Raw genomic sequence first — 19205 nt, forward strand, 5'->3', positions numbered from 1 at the left:
AGCACCTGATGAAAACCGAGTCATTGTCCGTGGTCCTCGCCGGCGGCGGTACAGCAGGGCATATCAACCCGCTGCTGGCCATCGCCGCTGCCATCCGTGATGCCCGTCCCGACGCCCAATTGCTCGCGGTGGGAACGGCCGCCGGCATGGAAACCAGGCTGGTTCCGGCCGCCGGGCTGGAGCTTGCCACCATCGACCGTGTCCCGTTCCCGCGGAAGCCCTCCGCAGACCTGCTCCGCCTCCCGGGACGCCTCGCCGGCGCCGTGCGGCAGGCCGGGCGCATCCTTGACGACGCCGGCGCGGACGTCCTCGTGGGCGTGGGCGGCTACGTCTGCGCGCCCATGTACCTCGCTGCCTGGCGGCGGAAGATCCCCATCGTCATCCACGAAGCCAACACCCGCCCGGGCCTGGCCAACCGGGTTGGAGCGAGGCTGAGCCGGCACGTGGCCGTGGCCTTCGCCGGCACCCCGCTGCGCAACGCCCGCCACGTGGGCATGCCCATGCGCCGCGAAGTTTCGGCCATGGTCAGGGCAACGGCGCGGAACGGCGCCCTGCGCAGCCTGGACCTGCAGCCCGGGAAGCCGGTGCTCATCGTCACCGGAGGCTCGTCCGGGGCGCAAAGCATCAACCGCACAGTGGCGGCGTCACTCGGAGCGCTGTCCCGGGCCGGCGTCCAGACCATCCACATCACCGGCCGCGGCAAGTCCGTGGCGGACTCAGACGGCAATACGCTGAGCGCGGACGGCTACCGGCAGCTTGAATACGTGGACGGCATGGAGACCGTCTACGCCGCGGCTGACCTGCTGCTCGCCCGTGCCGGCGCTGCCACCGTGAGCGAGGTGGCCGCCGTCGGCGTTCCAGCGGTCTTCGTGCCGCTGCCGATCGGCAACGGTGAGCAGGCGCTGAACGCGCGCGGACTTGTGGATGCGGGTGGCGCCCTCCTGGTGGCTGACCGGGACTTCACCCCCGAATGGGTCCGCACCAGCCTCATCCCGCTGCTGACCGACCGTTCCCGCCTCGACGCGATGGCGGCGAACGCGGAGAACCTTGGCATCCGAAATGCCGACCAGCTCATGGCCGACCTCGTACTGGAAGCGGTATCCAAATGACCACCAACGCAGCACCCAGCCAGGACGCACTGGGCCGCGTGCACTTCATCGGGATCGGGGGCGTGGGCATGTCCGCCGTCGCCAGGATCTTGGTGGCGCGCGGGATTCCCGTCAGCGGAACGGATGCGAAGGACCTGCCGGTCATGGCGGAGCTCGCCGCAGCCGGCGCCCGGATCTGCGTGGGTTACGACGCCGGCAACCTCGGCGACGCCCAGACCGTCGTGGCAGGATCGGCGATCCGCGGCGACAACCCCGAACTCGAGGCCGCACGGGCCGCCGGCCTGCCGGTGCTGCACCGTTCCGAAGCGCTGGCCGCCACCATGGGCGATGACCTCGTAGTAACGGTGGCCGGCACCCACGGGAAGTCCACCACCACGTCCATGATCACCGTGCTGCTGCAGGGCGCGGGCCTGGACCCGTCGTTCGCGATCGGCGCCAATGTTCCGGCGCTCGGCGTCAACGCGGCGAACGGCAGTTCCCGGGTGTTCGTTGCCGAGGCGGATGAATCCGACGGTTCGTTCCTGAACTACCGTCCGCAGATCGCCGTCGTCACCAACGTGGAACCGGACCACCTCGACCACTACGGAACTGCGGAGGCGGTGTATGAATCCTTCGACCGGTTCACGGAACTGCTGCCCGCCGACGGCGTGCTGGTGGCCTGCGCGGACGACGCCGGCGCGCATGCGCTGGCGCTGCGAACCCGCGAGCGGGGCAAAGCCCGTGTTGTTCTGTACGGCACCTCTGAGGCTGCCGATCTCCGGCTCGACGACGGCGGACCGGGCAGGGTGGCCATAACGACGGCGGGGGGCCGGTTCCCGCTGGTACTGCAGGTCCCCGGACGGCACAATGCGCTGAACGCTGCAGCCGCCATGGCCGTGGCACTGGAACTCGGCGTTGACGCCCAGGCCGCTGCCTCCGCCCTGGCGGGCTTCTCCGGCGCGTCGCGGCGGTTCGAATACAAGGGGGAGGGCAGGGGCGTGCGGGTCTACGACGACTACGCCCACCACCCCACGGAGGTACGCGCCGCCCTGGCGGCGGCCCGGTCCGTGGCCGGCGACCACAAGGTGCACGTCCTTTTCCAGCCGCACCTGTTCTCCCGGACCCGGGAGTTTGCCACAGAGTTCGCCGATGCGCTCAATGCCGCGGACACTGCCTTGGTGCTTGACATCTACCCGGCCCGCGAGGATCCGATCCCCGGCGTCACCAGCGCGCTCATCACCGAGCACCTCGGCGCCGGCGGCAGCCTGGTCGGGGCGGGCGACGAGGCCGTAGCCGCCCTGGCCGCCGCCGCGCAGCCGGGGGACATCATCCTCACCGCCGGCGCCGGGGACGTCACCGCCTACGGGCCGCTCATCGTGGAGTCTCTCGGTGGCTAGCACCCGGCGTCCCACCTACCGTCCGGCCAAGCCCGCGGCTCGGGACACTGCCGGCCGGGACATTGGCTCTGCCCTGGAGGCTGGCGCCGGCCGGGACGCCGGCGCCGGGCCCGGCGGCGGCACGCCGGCCGTCATCACTGCCTCCAAGGGCGTCCCGGAGGGTAGCGTGCAGGAGAAGGCACAAGGCAGCACGCCGAAGGCCAAAGTCCAGGACAAGCCGGCGAAAGCCCCCTGGTCGCGGCCGAAAAGCCCGGGACCGGCCAAACCGGGAGCCAATGCCGGGAAGCCGGAACCCAAGAAACAGCGCACCACGGCGACCGATGAGGGGCCGGACAGCACCGGGTCGAGGAGCACCGGGCAGGACAATGTGCTGGCCTTTCCCGAACCCCGGGGCCGGCGCATCAGGCGCAACATCCTGGTTGCCGTGTGTGTCACGGCTGCCCTCGTGGCGGGGCTCATCGTGGCTGCCGTCTATTCCCCGGTGCTGGCGGTCCAAAGCGTGAGCATCACCGGCACGAAGCTCCTCAAACCCGCCCAGGTGCAGGCGGCCCTCAAGCCAATTCTGGGCAAGCCGCTGCCGCAGGTCAGCGATTCCGAGGTGAACGCGCTGCTGAAGCCGCTCGTCCAGATCAAGTCGGTCACCACCGAGGCCCACCCGCCGTCCGTTTTGGTGGTGCAGGTTCAGGAACGCGTCCCCGTCGCCCTCGTGAAGCGCGGCAGGGACTACATGCTCGTGGACGTCGACGGCGTGCGACTCAGCACCACCGCAGACCCCGCCTCCGTGAAGCTGCCCGTGATTGACGGCGGCGCAGGCACCATCGGCAAGGACCTCTTCCAGGCCACGGCCGAGGTCCTCGGTGCGCTCCCGGCCAACGTGCTTGCCAAGCTCTCCAACGCCTCTGCCAAGTCCGTCGACGCAGTGGAACTGAAGCTGCTGGACGGCCAGACCGTCATCTGGGGCAACGCGGGGGAGAAGGAACTCAAGGCCCGGGTGCTGGAGGCGCTACTCAAGGTGCCGGCAGATCCCGCCAACCCTGTCAGCACTTACGACGTGAGTGTGCCGCGGCATCCGGTGACGCGGTGATCTTGACGCGGGGCGCCCGTGTATTTCATGGGGATTAGGACGACACGCGGTGGCGGTTATTGAATGTAGCCAGCATAGGAAATAGCGTCACAGAGGTGAGTTACTTGACATAACTATAACCTTCAACTCGAAGGTTAAGGTTCAGGGCTTCAAGCTCGACTCCATCAGTTTTTCGCAATAGGACACTAACAAGGGACACGTAACGTGGCAGCTCCGCAGAATTACTTGGCCGTCATCAAGGTCGTCGGCATCGGCGGCGGTGGCGTGAACGCAGTCAACCGCATGATTGAGGTGGGTCTCCGCGGCGTCGAATTCATAGCAATCAACACCGATGCCCAGGCCCTCCTGATGAGCGATGCCGACGTCAAGCTTGACGTCGGACGGGAACTGACGCGCGGGCTGGGTGCCGGGGCAAACCCCGAGGTCGGCAAGCAGGCTGCCGAGGACCACGCTGACGAGATCGAGGAAGTCCTCCGCGGTGCCGACATGGTCTTCGTGACCGCAGGTGAGGGCGGCGGCACCGGAACCGGCGGCGCGCCGGTCGTTGCCCGCATTGCGCGCTCCCTTGGCGCCCTGACCATCGGTGTGGTCACCCGTCCATTCACCTTCGAAGGCCGGCGCCGCGCAGGCTCCGCCGAGGCGGGCATCGACGCCCTGCGCGACGAGGTGGATACCCTGATCGTGATCCCCAACGACCGCCTGCTGTCCATCAGCGACCGCAACGTCTCCGTCCTGGACGCCTTCCGCTCCGCTGACCAGGTCCTGCTGTCCGGTGTGCAGGGCATCACGGACCTCATTACCACGCCCGGCCTGATCAACCTTGACTTCGCCGACGTGAAATCCGTTATGCAGGGTGCAGGATCCGCCCTGATGGGTATCGGTTCCGCGCGCGGCGAGGACCGCGCGGTCAAGGCTGCAGAGCTCGCCATCGCCTCCCCGCTGCTCGAAGCGTCCATCGACGGCGCCCACGGTGTCCTGCTGTCGATCCAGGGCGGCTCCGACCTCGGACTGTTCGAGATCAACGAGGCTGCGCGCCTGGTGCAGGAAGTTGCCCACCCCGAGGCCAACATCATCTTCGGTGCGGTCATCGATGACGCCCTGGGCGATGAAGCCCGCGTCACCGTCATCGCGGCAGGCTTCGACGATGTCAAGGCCACCTCGCCGTCCATGGACCAGTCGCAGCCGCAGGTTGCACCGCAGCGCCCCGCTGTTCCGGCGGCCGCCCCGCAGAGCCAGCCGTCCGCGGGCAGCCAGCAGGTCCACGTCCAGCCCGTGCACGCCGGTGTCGGCGCTGCAGGTCTCAGCAGCTGGGGGCAGCAGCGCCCGTCCGCTGTCCCTGCTGACTCGGGTTTCGACGTCGACCTTCCGTCGGTGGTTGAGCCTGACCTGACCGGCAGCCGGTCTGACGACCTGGACGTCCCCGATTTCCTGAAGTAAGAGGATGCCGGGCGGACATCCGCCCGGCAGCTGCCCCTGCTTCCTAACCCTGAGTGCCGGAGTTCAGATTTGTTTTTGTGGCGTGCTGAAGTGCAGCCTGGCGTGTCCGTGGCGTTCACCGACACGAACGCCGGTAACCTCGCCCTGCACGTGGGTGATGAAGCGGCCGCGGTGCTGCGCCGCAGGGCAAGGTTGGAGGACATCGCCGGCATCTCGCCGCGCAGGTTCCAGTACATGAACCAGGTCCACGGCAACGAAGTGTCCCTTGTGGTTGAATCTGGAACAGGCGTTGAACTTTTACCCAGCCCGCAAGCACCAACTGCGGACGCGCTGGTGTCATTCGGCGGCCCGCTTGCGGTGATGGTGGCGGACTGCATTCCGCTGGTCCTGGTGGGTACAGGGTCTTCCGGGCCCGTACTGTCCGCCGTTCATGCGGGGCGCCCGGGCCTGTTCTCCGGAGTCATTCCGGCGGCAGTGGAACAGATGCGCGCCTCCGGCGCCAAGGGCATCCGGGCCTGGCTCGGCCCGTCCGTCTGCGGGAGCTGCTATGAGGTGCCCGCTGAACTCCGCGACGAGGTTGCCGCCGTCCTGCCGTCAGCATGGTCAACCACATCCTGGGGGACGCCGGCGCTCGACCTGCCCGGCGGCGCCGCCAGCCAGCTCGACGCCCTCGGCGTTCCCATCGAGTACCGGGGGCCCTGCACGCTTGAAAACGAGTCCTTGTTTTCCTACCGCCGCGACTCACGGTCCGGCAGATTCGCCGGACTGGTGTGGACCCATGACTGACAGCCCGGCACCCGGGGACGCCCGGGCGGTGCAGCTGGCGGAGCGCCTTGACGCTGTCCGGCAACGCATCAACCGTGCCGCCGGGGCGGCAGGCCGCGGGAACAACCCGCCAAGCCTCATAGTGATCAGCAAGTTTCACCCGGCCGAGGACGTCCGCCGGCTGGCAGCGCTTGGCGTCAGGGATTTCGGCGAGAACCGCGACCAGGAGGCGTCGGCAAAGGCCCAGGAACTCGAGGCCCTGGACCTCACCTGGCACTTCGTGGGCCAGCTCCAGAGCAAGAAGTCCAAGACGGTGGTCCGCTACGCCACCGCCGTGCACTCGGTGGACCGCTCCCAGCTCGTGACGGCCCTGGAGCGGGCCATGGCCGGCGAGCAGGAGCTGACCGGCCGGGCCGACCTGGACTGCTTCATCCAGGTGAGCCTGGAAGACGACGCCGGAGCCCACCGCGGCGGGGCAGCCCCCGCCGCCGTGCCGCAACTGGCGGAGCAGCTCGAAGCCGCCGACGGCTTGCGCCTGGCGGGGGTCATGGCGGTGGCGCCGCTCGGGGCGGATCCTGACCGGGCCTTTGAAAAACTGCTGGGCGTTTCAACCGGCCTGCAGCGGGATTTCCCTGGCGCCTCGGGGATTTCGGCCGGCATGAGCCAGGACCTGGAAGCAGCTGTCCGATTCGGTGCGACACACCTCCGAATTGGCTCAGATATTCTCGGTTCGCGCCCGACGGTGCGGTAGCGTCTGTCGTATTGGAAGTGAATGGCGGGGCTTCCAGTGCTGTCTTGACCTTTGGGCGGCCCGCTTCCGGACACGATTAGGAGTCGACCATGGCTGGCGCTATGCGCAAGACAATGATCTATCTTGGGCTCGCCGACGGCGATGAACACTACGAGTCTGAGCTTTCCACCCAGCAAAAGGACGAGGACAACTCAATGGAGCATGACCGCGAAGAGCGCCGCGCGCCGGCGCCGCTCCGAGAGGTCGCCCGTGAAGTGCCACCAGCTGCCGAAGAGGAATACCGCGCACCCGTGACACCCATCAAGCGTGCGGCATCGAGCCGCGAAGAGACCACCGGACTGCGGCAGATCACCACGATCCACCCCCGCTCCTACAACGACGCCAAGCTCATTGGCGAAAGCTTCCGGGACGGTATCCCCGTCATCATGAACGTGACGGACATGGGGGAATCGGACGCGAAGCGTCTTGTCGACTTTTCCGCCGGCCTCGTCTTCGGTCTGCGCGGAAGCATCGAGCGCGTGACAAACAAGGTCTTTCTGCTGTCGCCGTCGTACGTTGAAGTCATCGGAGATGACAAGAAAGCCAGTGAGGCCACCGCCAGCTTCTTCAACCAAAGCTAAAAATCCGCTCTCCGGATGCCAGGCAGGGACGCACCTGCCTGGCATCCGTGCTGAAATAGGGGAGCAGCACAATCTGGCAGGATCCCAGGGCATGGAAGTGCCCGCGATGAACATGGAGACAATGGGTTAGCTCATGGGAATACTATTCGGGCTTGTCTATATCGTTCTGCTGTTCATTTTCGTCGCTCTGATTGTCCGCCTCGTCTTTGACTGGGTTCAGATGTTCGCGCGGGAATGGCGTCCCCGCGGGGTAGCATTGGTGGCGGCTCATGCGGTCTACTCGGTGACCGATCCGCCGCTGAAGGTTCTGCGGCGCCTCATCCCGCCGCTGCGGCTGGGCGGCGTCTCACTGGACCTCGGGTTTCTGGTGCTGTTCATCGGCCTGAGCATTGCCATGGCGATCACCAAGTCATTTGCATAACTTCATATCAGCTTGCCGCGCCGGGGCCGGTCCACATGGATGCCTGCTCTAGCGCAGAAAGCCTTTTCTTTGACGCCACGGTGTTGAATTAGAGGAACCAGACCATATTTAGGTACCGTAGTTTTGACGGCCGGAAGGCCTCCTGACGAACTAGACCAACGAGGTGACCAGATGGCTTTGACGCCAGAAGACGTTGTCAACAAGCGCTTTCAGCCGACCAAGTTCCGCGAAGGCTATGACCAGGACGAAGTTGACGACTTCCTGGACGAGATCGTCGTCGAACTGCGGCGCCTGAACCAGGAGAACGAAGAACTTCGCAAGAAGCTCGCCGAAGGCGGCTCCGGATCGCCGGCTGCCACCTCCGCCGTCCCCCCTGTTGTTGAGAAGGTCCCCGCGCCGTCCAAGTCCGAGAAGGACGAAGCACGCGCGAAGGCGGAGGCTGAGGCCAAGGCCGCCGAAGCTGCCAAGAAGAAGGCAGCCGAGCAGGCAGCTCCGGTTGCAGCCCCGGCACCCGCCGTCACCAGCAGCAACGTCTCGGAGTCCGCTGCGGGCCTGCTGGCCATGGCACAGCAGATGCACGACCGCCACGTGTCCGAGGGCCAGCAGCAGCGCGACAAGATCATCGCTGAAGCACAGATCGAAGCCAGCAGCCTGGTCAACGACGCGCAGGAGAAGTCCCGCAAGATCCTCGGTGCCCTGGAGCAGCAGCGTTCCGTCCTCGAGCGCAAGGTGGAGCAGCTGCGCGGCTTCGAACGCGACTACCGCTCACGCCTGAAGGCCTACATCGAGGGCCAGCTGCGTGACCTGGACGCCCGCGGTTCCGTTGCCGCCCCTGAGGTTGGCGAAAGCAGCAGCGCCGCCGTTTAGCACGTATTCTGAAGGCCGGTGGCTGAGGATTCCTCGGCCACCGGCTTTTGCCATTAACGACGGTTCCCGAATGAAAGCACCATGACTGACGACCTTGCCGCTGACGCAGCGCACCCAGCTTCATCATCACCCCGGCCACGGCGCGCCGTCCTGTTGTCCCTGTTCGCCGGACTGGCTGTTTTCGCCTACGTCTTCGACCAGCTCACAAAACTGTGGGTCACCAGCACCATGGTGGAAGGCGAACGGATTCCGGTGTTGCCCCCGCTGCTGCACTGGTATTACATCCGGAACTCCGGCGCAGCCTTCTCCATCGGCGAGAACGTGACCTGGGTGTTCACGATCATCATGGTGGTGGTCGCCGCCGCCATCCTGTTCCAGCTGCGCAAGCTGGGATCCGCGTGGTGGGCGCTGGCACTGGGGCTGCTGTTCGGCGGCGCCCTCGGGAACCTGACGGACCGGCTGTTCCGGGACCCGTCCTTCGGCATGGGGCACGTGGTGGACTTCATCCAACTGCCCAACTTTGCGATCTTCAACATCGCCGACTCCGCCGTCGTTTCGTCGGTGGTCATCATCTGCCTGCTGACCCTGCGGGGGATCGCCCTTGACGGATCGCATCACAGCGTCGAAAAGCACGACGGGACCGACAATGTCTGAGCGGGTGGTGGTGCCCGAGGAGCTGGACGGGACCCGCGTGGACGCCGGCCTGGCCAAGCTGATGGGCATGTCCCGTTCGTCCGCCGCCACCCTGATAGCCGAGGGCAACGTCGTCAGCGGCGGCAAACCGGTGGGCAAATCTGCCAAGCTCGCGTCCGGCACCGTGCTGCACGTGACGGTTCCCGAGCGCCGGGATCCCCTTGAAGTCGTGGAGGAAGTTGTGGAAGGCCTGAAGATCCTGCTGGATGACGACGACTTTGTGGTGGTCGACAAGCCGGTGGGGGTTGCGGCGCACCCGTCCCCGGGCTGGGTAGGACCCACCGTCGTCGGCGGACTCGCCGGGGCCGGCTACCGCATTTCCACCTCCGGTTCCGCCGAGCGCGCCGGCATCGTCCACCGCCTCGACGTCGGGACCTCTGGAGTCATGGTGGTGGCCAAGACAGAACCCGCCTACACCGCCCTCAAGCGGGCGTTCAAGGAACGCACCGTGGACAAGGTCTACCACGCGGTGGTCCAGGGCCTGCCGGATCCCCTGCAGGGCACCATCGACGCCCCGATCGGCCGGCACCCCGGCCACGACTGGCGCTTCGCCGTCATCGAGGACGGCCGGCCATCGGTGACGCACTACGAGGTGCTTGAGGCATTCGGCAAGGCCACCCTGGTGGAGGTGCACCTCGAGACCGGCAGGACTCACCAGATCAGGGTCCATTTCGCCGCACTCCGCCATCCGTGTGCCGGAGACCTCACCTACGGGGCCGACCCGCGGCTCGCCGCTACGCTCGGGCTCACCCGGCAGTGGCTGCACGCCCGTGAACTGGGCTTTGACCACCCGCGCACCGGGGAACGTGTCACCGTGACCAGCGAGTACCCCGAGGATCTTGCCTACGCATTGGAAGTCCTGGGCACGGGCAAGGCCTGAGCCTGCGGCACGCCGACATTAATTGTCAGAGGGTCGGCACTAGAATGGTCCGGTGACTTCCAGCAATGACTCGTTCGTACATCTCCACACCCACACCGAGTACTCGATGCTGGACGGCGCCGCCAGGCTCGGTGAGCTGTTCGACGAAACCGAGCGGCTGGGGATGCCCGCCTTGGCCACCACCGACCACGGCTACCTCTTCGGGGCTTTCGACTTTTGGCGGAAGGCCACCGACAAGGGCATCAAGCCCATCATCGGCGTCGAAGCGTACGTGACGCCCGGGACTGCGCGCGGCGACAAGGGCCGCGTCCGCTGGGGAGACGAGAGCCAGCGCAAGGACGACGTCTCCGGCGGTGGCTCCTACACCCACATGACCCTGCTGAGCTACAACAACGTGGGTATGCGGAACCTGTTCCGTGCCTCCTCGATCGCCTCCCTGGATTCGGTGTTCGGCAAGTGGCCCCGGCTGGACCGCGAGCTGCTGAACACCTACTCCGAAGGGCTCATCGCCACCACCGGCTGCCCGTCCGGTGAGGTCCAGACCCGGCTGCGGCTCGGCCAGTACCGCGAGGCCCGGGAAGCCGCCGCGGAATTCCGTGACATCTTCGGCGCAGAGAACTACTTCTGTGAACTCATGGACCACGGCCTGGACATTGAACGCCGCGTCACCGGCGATCTCCTGCGCCTCGCCAAGGACCTGAACCTCCCGCTCGTTGCTACCAACGACCTGCACTACACGCATGAACACGACGCCAAGGCGCACGAGGCCCTGCTGGCCATCCAGTCCGGCTCGACGCTGCTCGAACCCACCTACGACAACGGCGGCTCCCGTTTCGCGTTCTCCGGCAGCGGCTACTACCTGAAGTCGCCGCAGGAAATGCGCGAGCTGTTCCGCGACCACCCCGAGGCGTGCGACAACACGCTGCTGATCGCCGAGCGGTGCGAGGTGTCCTTCAACACCGGCGCCAACTACATGCCCCGGTTCCCCTGCCCCGAGGGCGAGGACGAAACTTCCTGGCTGGTCAAGGAGGTCGACAAGGGACTCCATTACCGCTACCCCCAGGGCATTCCGGACAAGGTCCGCAAGCAGGCCGACTACGAGCTGGAAGTCATCACCTCGATGGGCTTCCCGGGCTACTTCCTCGTGGTGGCCGACTTCATCAACTGGGCCAAGAACAACGGCATCCGGGTAGGTCCCGGACGTGGCTCCGGTGCGGGCTCCATGGTGGCCTACGCCATGCGCATCACCGACCTTGACCCGCTGCACCACGGCCTGATCTTCGAGCGGTTCCTGAACCCGGACCGCGTCTCCATGCCTGACTTCGACGTCGACTTCGATGACCGGCGCCGTTCCGAGGTCATCGACTATGTGACGCGCAAGTACGGCGACGAACGCGTGGCGATGATCGTCACCTACGGCACCATCAAGACCAAGCAGGCGCTGAAGGACTCCTCCCGCGTGCTCGGGTACCCGTTCAGCATGGGTGAGCAGCTGACCAAGGCACTGCCGCCTGCCGTGATGGCCAAGGACATTCCGCTAGCCGACATCCAGAACAAGGATGCCAAGCGGTACAGCGAAGCCGGTGACTTCCGGCAGCTGATCAGTACCGACCCCGAGGCCGCCAAGGTCTTTGAGACGGCGCTGGGCATTGAGGGCCTGAAGCGGCAATGGGGCGTGCACGCGGCCGGCGTGATCATGTCCTCGGACCCCATCATCGACGTCATTCCGATCATGCGCCGTTTCCAGGATGGCCAGGTCATCACGCAGTTCGACTATCCGACGTCCGAAGGCCTCGGCCTGATCAAGATGGACTTCCTCGGGCTGCGAAACCTGACGATCATTTCGGACGCCCTGGAAAACATCAAGATGAACCGCGGGGTCGACCTCGATCTCGAAACGCTGGAGTTGGATGACGCGGCGTCCTATGAGCTGCTGGCCCGGGGCGACACGCTGGGCGTGTTCCAGCTCGACGGCGGCCCCATGCGGTCGCTGCTTAAACTCATGAAGCCTGACAACTTCGAAGACATCTCCGCCGTGCTGGCGCTGTACCGGCCGGGACCCATGGGTGCTAACGCCCACACCGACTACGCCCTGCGCAAGAACAAGATCCAGGACGTCATCCCGATCCACCCGGAGCTTGAGGAACCGCTGAAGGAGATCCTGGGCGGGACGTTCGGCCTGATCGTGTACCAGGAACAGGTTATGGCCGTGGCGCAGAAGCTGGCCGGCTACTCCCTTGGCCAGGCAGACATTTTGCGCCGCGCCATGGGTAAGAAGAAGAAGTCCGAGCTGGACAAGCAGTTTGCGGGCTTCTCCCAGGGCATGCAGGACAATGGCTACTCCATGGAGGCCGTCAAGACGCTGTGGGACATCCTGCTTCCCTTCTCCGACTACGCCTTCAACAAGGCTCACTCGGCGGCGTACGGCGTGATTTCGTACTGGACCGCATACCTGAAGGCACACTACGCGCCGGAGTACATGGCAGCGCTGCTGACCTCGGTCGGCGACGACAAGGACAAGTCCGCGATCTACCTCAACGAATGCCGGCGCATGGGCATCACGGTGCTGCCGCCGGACGTCAACGAGTCAGCCCTGAACTTCACCCCGGTGGGGGAGGACATCCGCTTCGGCATGGGCGCCATCCGCAACGTGGGCGTCAACGCAGTTGAGGCCATGGTGGCCGCCCGGGCAAGCGAGGGCGCGTACACCTCATTCAAGGACTACCTCATGAAGGTGCCGGCCGTGGTGTGCAACAAGCGCACCATCGAATCCCTGATCAAGGCCGGCGCCTTCGACTCGCTGGGCCACCACCGCCGCGCCCTGGCCATGGTTCATGAAGAAGCCATCGACTCCGTCATCACCCTCAAGCGCAACGAGGCGATCGGCCAGTTCGACCTGTTCGCCGGTTTCGATGAGGCCGAGTCCGAAGCGTCGCTCAGCATCGAGATTCCCGACCTGCCGGAGTGGGAGAAGAAGGACAAGCTCGCGTTCGAGCGGGACATGCTGGGCCTTTACGTCTCAGACCACCCGCTGCAGGGCCTAGAAGGGGTCCTGAGCCAGCACGCCGACCAGTCCATCACCTCCATCATCGCGGAGGACGGGCCGCAGGACGGCGCCATCATCACCATCGCGGGCATGATCACATCGCTGAGCCGCCGGATCGCGAAGGCCAGCGGAAACGCCTATGCCCGGGCGGAGATCGAGGACCTCGGTGGTTCCATGGAGGTCATGTTCTTCGGCCAGGTCTACGGGCCGATCGCCTCGGTTCTCGCCGAGGACCTGATCGTGGTGGTCAAGGGCCGGCTGCAGCGGCGCGACGACGGCGCCGTGACCCTGAACTGCATGGAGCTCTCCGTCCCGGACCTCAGCCAGGGCACTAACGGACCGCTGGTGATCACCATGCCGACGCACAAGGCCACCGAAGCCGTGGTCACGGAACTGGGGGACGTGCTGCGCAACCACCGGGGCAACTCCGAGGTCAGGGTGAACCTGCAGGGCGACAGCCGCATCGAGGTCATGGCGCTTCCTGTGCACCTGCGGGTAAACCCCAACCCGTCGCTGTTCGGGGACCTGAAGGTGCTGCTGGGTCCGGCCTGCCTGGACGCCTAGACCACGCTGCCAAGACCTCGCTGCCTGCCGGCGCCGGACTCCGGCGCCGGGTCAGATTTCGTAGTCCAGCGGAACCGGCTGCCCGTACGTTCCGGAGTGGTACAGCAGCGGCGAGCCGTCCTCGCCAACCTGCCCTTCCACCACTTCGACCACCACGACGGCGTTGTTTTCAAACGACAGGCGCATCTGGATCTTGCCGATCAGCCAGCCGGCAACGTCCTTGAGCACCGGCACATCGTGGGGGCCGTGGGCCCAGTGGTCGCCGGCGAAGCGTTCCTTGGTGCGCGCGAACCGGTCGGCCAGCTCCTGGTTGTCCAGCCCGAGCATGTGCACGCCGATGTACGTGGTGTTGGCAACCGCCGGCCACGAGCTGGAACTGCGCGCCATGTTGAAGGTGAAGCGCGGCGGCTTGGCAGAAAGCGAGGCAACGGAGGTTGCCGTGAACCCGTAGGGGACACCGTCGTAGTTCACGGTGATGATGGCCACGCCCGCTGCGTGCCGGCGGAACATCTCTTTGAACGTGCCCTCGAAGGCGACATCATCTGAGGTCACTGGAATCGATCTCCCTACTGCATCCGTGCCGATTGCGTCTCTAGTACAAGACTATGGGGCTTCCGGGCGGATGGGAGATTCCCTTGGCGGGCGGACGCATGGCGCGGAGTGCCGGCCAACATTTGTTAACGTTTCTTCATGACCCAGCCTGCACACGTCCCTCCGGTCCGTTCCTCCAACGAGGCCGACGGCACCCGGCGGCGACCCGGCAGGGGCTACGCGTTGGCGGCCGGAATCCTCGGTGCCGGCATCCCCGCCGGGCTCCTCTGGTGGCTCCTGGCCCCGGGCGGGCAAAACCTCATCTCGGGAGACTCCGCGCTGTCGTCCGGGACCAACAGCCAGGGCTGGCTGCCCCGCGACCTGGTCCTGGCGGGACTGTTTGTGTTCGCGGGCTGCCTGGTGGCTGTGCTGTTGTCAGGCCGCCGCGACGGCGGGACGCGGCGGTTGCTGCTGCTGTCCGTTGCGGCAAGCGCAGCGGCAGCCGTCCTGGCTTGGCGGACCGGCGTGCTGGCGGGCATCTGGCTGGGAGGTCCGCAGGACACGTCGGCTAACGCCAGTGTGGCGTTCTCGCTGCGGTCCCTGACTGTCCTTGTCCTCTGGCCCGCGGCGGTCGCCGCCGGCTTCTTCGTCCTGCGCATCATCGGCCTCCTCCGCGCTTCCGTGGACCGGGACCCGGAAAGCAACAGCGCCGACAGCCACACGTGGCAGTAACACTCGTCGGGGCGCGGGGCCGCGGCGCGTAAAATGAACGGGTGACCACATCTCCGGACAGCTCCGCACGCCCGAATGCCCCCGTCGTCGATTTCCGCACCGTTGACCTGCGCGGCCGCAGCCTCAGCCTGGCCGAACTCCGCGAGGCGGTGCCGCGGGCACGGCAGCAGACAGTCCACGACGCCGAGCAGAAGGTCACGGACATCATCACGGCCGTCCGCCAGCGCGGCTTTGCCGCCCTTGCAGACTTCGCCCGGGCGTTCGACGGCGTGGAGCAGACGCATCCGCGCGTTCCGGCCGGGGCGCTGCAGTCAGCGCTGGACGGCCTGGACCCTGCCGTGCGTTCGGCGCTTGAGGAGTCCATCAGGCGTGCGCGCCGGTTCGCGGACGGCCAGCGCCCGGCCGACGTCGATATCTCCCTGGGCGACGGCGCAGTCGTGAGCCAGAAGTGGGTGCCCGTGGCACGCGTGGGCCTGTACGTCCCGGGCGGCCTGGCGGTCTACCCGTCGTCGGTGATCATGAACGTGGTTCCGGCACTGGCCGCCGGGGTGGAATCAATCGCCCTCGCCTCGCCGCCGCAGAAAGACTTTGGCGGCCTCCCGCACCCCACCATCCTGGCCGCTGCGGCGCTGCTGGGGATTGACGAGGTCTACGCAATCGGCGGTGCCCAGGCGATCGCCGCCTTCGCCTACGGCGTGCCCGGCGAATCAGGGACTCCCGCGCTGGAACCCGTCGACGTCGTGACCGGGCCCGGGAACATCTTCGTGGCCACGGCCAAGCGCCTCGTCAAGGGCGTCGTGGGGATCGATTCCGAGGCGGGCACCACGGAAATTGCCATCCTCGCGGACTCCACGGCCCGCCCGGCCTTCGTTGCTGCCGACCTGATCAGCCAGGCCGAGCACGATCCGAAGGCCGCCTCGGTCCTGATCACGGATTCCCTTGAGCTGGCCGCCGAGGTCCGTGAGGAGCTGGAACTGCAGGCTGCATCCACCAAGCACAGCCAGCGTGTCCGCGAGGCACTTTCGGGCCCGCAGTCCGGCGTCGTGCTTGTTGACGACCTCGACCAAGGGATCGCAGCATGCGACGCCTACGCGGCCGAACACCTGGAGATCATGACCGCGGACGCCCCCGCTGTGGCGGCGCGGATCCGGAACGCGGGCGCCATTTTCGTCGGCGACTACAGCCCCGTCAGCCTCGGCGACTACTGCGCCGGCTCCAACCACGTGCTACCCACGAGCGGTACTGCGGCCTTTTCGTCCGGGCTGAACGTGACCACGTTCCTGCGCGCCATCCAGGTGATCAACTACTCGGAGGCGGCGCTGGGGCAGGTCAGCGGCCACATCGTCAGCCTGTCCGGCGCGGAGGACCTCCCCGCGCACGGCGACGCCGTCACGGTCCGTTTCCGGGCGGGCAGCTGACCACTACATGTAGTGACGGCCCACTACATATAGTAATTACAGGCTTGTTATTCCGCTATATCTGGACATAGACTGGTGCCGGAAGAAGCTGCGGTATCGGGCTTCCCGGCAAGTGGCTGCCCGTTGAAGGGTAGCGAAGGAAGGGTGGAAAAACGTGTACTGTCCGTTTTGCCGCAACCCTGATTCACGCGTGGTGGACAGCCGGATGGCCGACGACGGTTCAGCCATCCGCCGCCGGCGGCAGTGCCCCGAGTGCGGGCGCCGCTTCACCACGGTGGAAACCACCAGCCTGTCCGTGATAAAACGCTCCGGCGTGGGCGAGCCTTTCAGCCGCAGCAAGGTCATCAACGGTGTCCGTAAGGCCTGCCAGGGCCGGCCCGTGAGCGAGGACGACCTCGCGATGCTGGCGCAGGAAGTCGAGGAGAACATCCGGGCCTCCGGGGCAGCGGAAATCGACGCCCACGAGGTGGGGCTGATCATCCTCGGGCCGCTGCAGAAGCTGGACAAGGTGGCCTACCTCCGTTTCGCCAGTGTTTATCAGGCCTTTGAATCACTTGAGGATTTCGAATCCGCCATTGCGCTGCTCCGGCACGAGTCCGACGTCGAGGCCAAAGCAGCAACGCGCAAGGCGGAAGGCAAGGGCTCCGAAAGCAAGGGCTCCGAGGCTAAGAACACCGAGGCTAAGAACACCGCGAAGAGCACGCTCTAAAGTCTCCGGTGGCGGCAGCGGAGGGGAAGCCGCAGCCGCCACCGGCTCCAGTGCAAACGCTGAAGGCGGCAGACCCTGTGTCTGCCGCCTTCAGCGTTTCTGCGGGCCGCGCTTGCCGCTGCCCGCCGGGGTTTACTTGGCCAGTTCGTGCTTGACGGCGATCTCCAGGGCAGCGCCCACGATGCCGGCCTCGTTCTTCAGCTCAGCAGGAACGATGGGAGTGCGCAGCTTCATGCGCGGCAGGTACTCGTCTGCGCGCTTCGAGATGCCGCCGCCGACGATGAAGAGCTCGGGGGAGAACAGGAACTCGACGTGGGAGAAGTAGCGCTGCAGCAGCACGCTGTACTCCTCCCAGCTGAGGCCGTCCCGTTCACGGGCCACCGCGGACGCCTTGCTTTCAGCGTCGAAGCCGTCGACCTCCAGGTGGCCGAGTTCGGCGTTGGGCACCAGGTGGCCGTTGAAGATGAACGCGGACCCGATGCCGGTGCCGAGGGTGATGACCAGGACTGTGCCGCCGATTCCGGCGCCTGCACCGTACCGGGCTTCGGCCAGGCCGGCCGCGTCGGCGTCGTTGATGACCTCCACGGGGCGACCCAGGCGGGCCGTGAGCAGTGCATCAATGTCCGTGTTGAGCCAGCTCTTGTCCACATTGGCGGCAGAGTGGACCACGCCGTGCTGGATGATGCCGGGGAAGGTCACGCCGATGGGGCTGTCGGCCTCGGGTGCGTCGGGGCGTGCCGAGAGTTCCTCGACAACCTTGGCCACCACCTCGACGACCGCTTCCGGTGTGGCCGGCTGCGGCGTCGCCAGGCGGAAGCGATCACCGATCAGTTTGCCCTTCTTCAGGTCGACGATGCCGCCCTTGATTCCGGTTCCGCCGATGTCGATGCCGATCAGCGGGGCGTTCTTGCGGGTCTTTTCGTCCTTCTTGGCCAATGGGATTCCGTTCGTGGCAGGGTAGGGGCTCGGGCTGGGCAAGGGTGACTTGCCGGGATGACGCGGGCGGTTGCCTGGCGTCAGGGAAGGGTAAGGATCTCGGCACCGGATTCGGTGACGAGGAGTGTGTGTTCGAACTGCGCGGTGCGCTTGTGGTCCTTGGTGACCACGGTCCAGTCGTCGGCCCACATGTCCCACTCGATGGTGCCGAGGGTGAGCATGGGCTCGATGGTGAACACCATGCCAGGCTCAATGACCGTGTTGTAGGCCGGCGCGGCATCGTAGTGCGGGATGATGAGCCCGGTGTGGAAGGCCTCGCCCACGCCGTGTCCGGTGAAGTCGCGGACCACGCCGTAGCCGAACCGCCTGGCGTAGGACTCGATGGCCCGGCCAATCACGTTGATCTCGCGTCCCGGGGCAACGGCCTTAATGGCGCGGTTGAGGGACTCCTTCGTGCGCTCAACCAGCAGCCGCGACTCCTCGTCCACCTCTCCCACGAGGAACGTGTGGTTGGTGTCGCCGTGGACCCCGCCGATGAAGGCGGTGATGTCGATGTTGATAATGTCGCCGTCCTGCACCACCGTGCTGTCCGGGATGCCGTGGCAGATGACCTCATTCAGCGACGAGCACAGGGACTTGGGGAAACCGCGGTACCCCAGTGTGGACGGGTAGGCGTTGTGCTCCAGCAGGAACTCGTGGCCGATGCGATCCAGCTCGTCGGTGGTGATGCCCGGCCGGATGTGCTTGCCCACCTCCACGATGGCCTGGGCGGCGATCCTGCTGGCCACTCGGATCTTCTCGATGGTTTCCGGTGACTTGACCTCTGACCCGGTGAATTTGGCCGGACCTGACTTGCCGACATACTCCGGCCGCGCGATCGACGCGGGAACGGCCCGCTGCGGGCTGATGGTTCCCGGGGTAAGCGTGCCGGTGGGTGCGGTCGAGGCTAAGGAAGGCATAGATTGATCATATAAGGCAGCACAGAACGCCATGTAAATTAATGCGCCCGGCGGCTTCCGTTGCGGGTTACGTTACGTGGATCACGGCGGCAGTGTCTGTTAACCCGGAAAGCGAGGAACACCGATGCCCGAGTACTGGTACAACGTCAAGACCCACATGGTGGAGGAAGACGCGATGTCGGACTGGACCCAGCTAATCGGTCCCTACAAGACCCGGGAAGAGGCGGAACACGCCCTCGAGAAGGTCAAGGCGCGCAATGAAACCTGGGAAAAGGGCGACGACGACTGATTTTGCCGGCGCCGCCCA

19 protein-coding genes are annotated in these 19205 nt (G+C 66.1%); 16 read left to right on the forward strand and 3 right to left on the reverse strand.

Annotated elements, in window-relative coordinates:
- The first annotated feature begins 8 nt into the window (after window positions 1-8).
- From murG to dnaE, 12 genes are all read left to right on the forward strand, one after another.
- Window positions 9-1109: an undecaprenyldiphospho-muramoylpentapeptide beta-N-acetylglucosaminyltransferase gene (gene murG / locus CXZ05_RS18435; RefSeq protein ID WP_102973973.1), complete on the forward strand. Its 1101-nt coding sequence runs from the start codon at window positions 9-11 to the stop codon at window positions 1107-1109.
- Entirely contained in the window at window positions 1106-2485 is a 1380-nt protein-coding gene (gene murC / locus CXZ05_RS18440; RefSeq protein ID WP_102973974.1) for a UDP-N-acetylmuramate--L-alanine ligase, read from the forward strand. The genes murG and murC overlap by 4 nt, the downstream gene beginning before the upstream one ends.
- Window positions 2478-3569 carry a cell division protein FtsQ/DivIB gene (locus CXZ05_RS18445; RefSeq protein WP_102973975.1) on the forward strand — a complete coding sequence of 364 codons (1092 nt, stop codon included), beginning with the start codon at window positions 2478-2480 and terminating at the stop codon, window positions 3567-3569. The genes murC and CXZ05_RS18445 overlap by 8 nt, the downstream gene beginning before the upstream one ends.
- A gap of 204 nt (window positions 3570-3773) precedes the next feature.
- Window positions 3774-5006: a cell division protein FtsZ gene (gene ftsZ, locus CXZ05_RS18450; RefSeq protein ID WP_102973976.1), complete on the forward strand. Its 1233-nt coding sequence runs from the start codon at window positions 3774-3776 to the stop codon at window positions 5004-5006.
- 69 nt (window positions 5007-5075) lie between these two features.
- Window positions 5076-5792: a polyphenol oxidase family protein gene (locus CXZ05_RS18455; protein WP_102973977.1), complete on the forward strand. Its 717-nt coding sequence runs from the start codon at window positions 5076-5078 to the stop codon at window positions 5790-5792.
- Window positions 5785-6522: a YggS family pyridoxal phosphate-dependent enzyme gene (locus CXZ05_RS18460; RefSeq protein WP_102973978.1), complete on the forward strand. Its 738-nt coding sequence runs from the start codon at window positions 5785-5787 to the stop codon at window positions 6520-6522. The genes CXZ05_RS18455 and CXZ05_RS18460 overlap by 8 nt, the downstream gene beginning before the upstream one ends.
- Window positions 6523-6611: 89 nt before the next feature.
- Window positions 6612-7142 (forward strand): cell division protein SepF, encoded by a 531-nt coding sequence (locus CXZ05_RS18465; RefSeq protein ID WP_102973979.1) that lies wholly within the window; start codon window positions 6612-6614, stop codon window positions 7140-7142.
- A gap of 133 nt (window positions 7143-7275) precedes the next feature.
- Entirely contained in the window at window positions 7276-7563 is a 288-nt protein-coding gene (locus CXZ05_RS18470) for a YggT family protein (protein ID WP_102973980.1), read from the forward strand.
- 171 nt (window positions 7564-7734) lie between these two features.
- Complete coding sequence (locus tag CXZ05_RS18475; protein ID WP_102973981.1) at window positions 7735-8430, forward strand: DivIVA domain-containing protein; 696 nt, start codon at window positions 7735-7737, stop codon at window positions 8428-8430.
- Between the two features lie 81 nt (window positions 8431-8511).
- A complete protein-coding gene (gene lspA / locus CXZ05_RS18480; protein ID WP_102973982.1) occupies window positions 8512-9084 on the forward strand; it encodes a signal peptidase II in 573 nt (190 codons plus the stop codon).
- Complete coding sequence (locus CXZ05_RS18485; RefSeq protein WP_102973983.1) at window positions 9077-10003, forward strand: RluA family pseudouridine synthase; 927 nt, start codon at window positions 9077-9079, stop codon at window positions 10001-10003. Before lspA ends, CXZ05_RS18485 begins: the two co-directional genes overlap by 8 nt.
- Window positions 10004-10055: 52 nt before the next feature.
- Window positions 10056-13613, forward strand: a complete 3558-nt coding sequence (dnaE, locus tag CXZ05_RS18490) for a DNA polymerase III subunit alpha (RefSeq protein ID WP_102973984.1) — start codon at window positions 10056-10058, stop codon at window positions 13611-13613.
- A 51-nt stretch (window positions 13614-13664) separates the two neighbouring features.
- Here dnaE and CXZ05_RS18495 read toward each other — a convergent pair whose 3' ends face one another.
- A complete protein-coding gene (locus CXZ05_RS18495; RefSeq protein ID WP_180987453.1) occupies window positions 13665-14123 on the reverse strand; it encodes a flavin reductase family protein in 459 nt (152 codons plus the stop codon).
- Window positions 14124-14303: 180 nt separating this feature from the next.
- Here CXZ05_RS18495 and CXZ05_RS18500 point away from each other — a divergent pair, with 180 nt between their 5' ends.
- The 3 genes from CXZ05_RS18500 (at window position 14304) to nrdR (ending at window position 17003) form a co-directional block, all read left to right on the forward strand.
- On the forward strand, window positions 14304-14876 hold the full coding sequence (locus CXZ05_RS18500) for a hypothetical protein (RefSeq protein ID WP_102973986.1): 573 nt from the start codon (window positions 14304-14306) through the stop codon (window positions 14874-14876).
- Between the two features lie 41 nt (window positions 14877-14917).
- Window positions 14918-16294, forward strand: coding sequence for a histidinol dehydrogenase (gene hisD, locus CXZ05_RS18505; protein ID WP_102973987.1), 1377 nt, complete (start codon window positions 14918-14920; stop codon window positions 16292-16294).
- Window positions 16295-16448: 154 nt separating this feature from the next.
- Window positions 16449-17003 carry a transcriptional regulator NrdR gene (gene nrdR / locus CXZ05_RS18510; protein ID WP_102973988.1) on the forward strand — a complete coding sequence of 185 codons (555 nt, stop codon included), beginning with the start codon at window positions 16449-16451 and terminating at the stop codon, window positions 17001-17003.
- Between the two features lie 132 nt (window positions 17004-17135).
- Here the strand turns inward: nrdR and ppgK are convergent, their stop codons facing one another.
- Complete coding sequence (ppgK, locus tag CXZ05_RS18515; RefSeq protein ID WP_102973989.1) at window positions 17136-17939, reverse strand: polyphosphate--glucose phosphotransferase; 804 nt, start codon at window positions 17937-17939, stop codon at window positions 17136-17138.
- Window positions 17940-18019: 80 nt separating this feature from the next.
- A complete protein-coding gene (gene map / locus CXZ05_RS18520) occupies window positions 18020-18898 on the reverse strand; it encodes a type I methionyl aminopeptidase (RefSeq protein ID WP_102973990.1) in 879 nt (292 codons plus the stop codon).
- A 124-nt stretch (window positions 18899-19022) separates the two neighbouring features.
- Between map and CXZ05_RS18525 the strand changes: the two genes are divergently transcribed.
- The gene (locus tag CXZ05_RS18525; protein WP_003801719.1) at window positions 19023-19187 is read left to right on the forward strand and encodes an SPOR domain-containing protein; all 165 of its coding nucleotides are present in this window, start codon (window positions 19023-19025) and stop codon (window positions 19185-19187) included.
- Window positions 19188-19205 lie beyond the last annotated feature (18 nt).

Source organism: Arthrobacter sp. AFG20 (assembly GCF_002892795.1).
Taxonomy (GTDB): Bacteria; Actinomycetota; Actinomycetes; order Actinomycetales; family Micrococcaceae; genus Arthrobacter.

Bases quoted from the DNA above. Each gene is read 5' to 3' on its own strand.
- CXZ05_RS18465 (WP_102973979.1), top strand. From the start codon at position 6,612: ATGGCTGGCGCTATGCGCAAGACAATGATCTATCTTGGGCTCGCCGAC.
- murG (WP_102973973.1), top strand. From the start codon at position 9: ATGAAAACCGAGTCATTGTCCGTGGTCCTCGCCGGCGGCGGTACAGCA.
- CXZ05_RS18475 (WP_102973981.1), top strand. From the start codon at position 7,735: ATGGCTTTGACGCCAGAAGACGTTGTCAACAAGCGCTTTCAGCCGACC.
- CXZ05_RS18525 (WP_003801719.1), top strand. From the start codon at position 19,023: ATGCCCGAGTACTGGTACAACGTCAAGACCCACATGGTGGAGGAAGAC.
- CXZ05_RS18485 (WP_102973983.1), top strand. From the start codon at position 9,077: ATGTCTGAGCGGGTGGTGGTGCCCGAGGAGCTGGACGGGACCCGCGTG.
- murC (WP_102973974.1), top strand. From the start codon at position 1,106: ATGACCACCAACGCAGCACCCAGCCAGGACGCACTGGGCCGCGTGCAC.
- map (WP_102973990.1), bottom strand. From the start codon at position 18,898: ATGCCTTCCTTAGCCTCGACCGCACCCACCGGCACGCTTACCCCGGGA.
- CXZ05_RS18470 (WP_102973980.1), top strand. From the start codon at position 7,276: ATGGGAATACTATTCGGGCTTGTCTATATCGTTCTGCTGTTCATTTTC.
- CXZ05_RS18495 (WP_180987453.1), bottom strand. From the start codon at position 14,123: ATGTTCCGCCGGCACGCAGCGGGCGTGGCCATCATCACCGTGAACTAC.
- CXZ05_RS18500 (WP_102973986.1), top strand. From the start codon at position 14,304: ATGACCCAGCCTGCACACGTCCCTCCGGTCCGTTCCTCCAACGAGGCC.
- lspA (WP_102973982.1), top strand. From the start codon at position 8,512: ATGACTGACGACCTTGCCGCTGACGCAGCGCACCCAGCTTCATCATCA.
- CXZ05_RS18460 (WP_102973978.1), top strand. From the start codon at position 5,785: ATGACTGACAGCCCGGCACCCGGGGACGCCCGGGCGGTGCAGCTGGCG.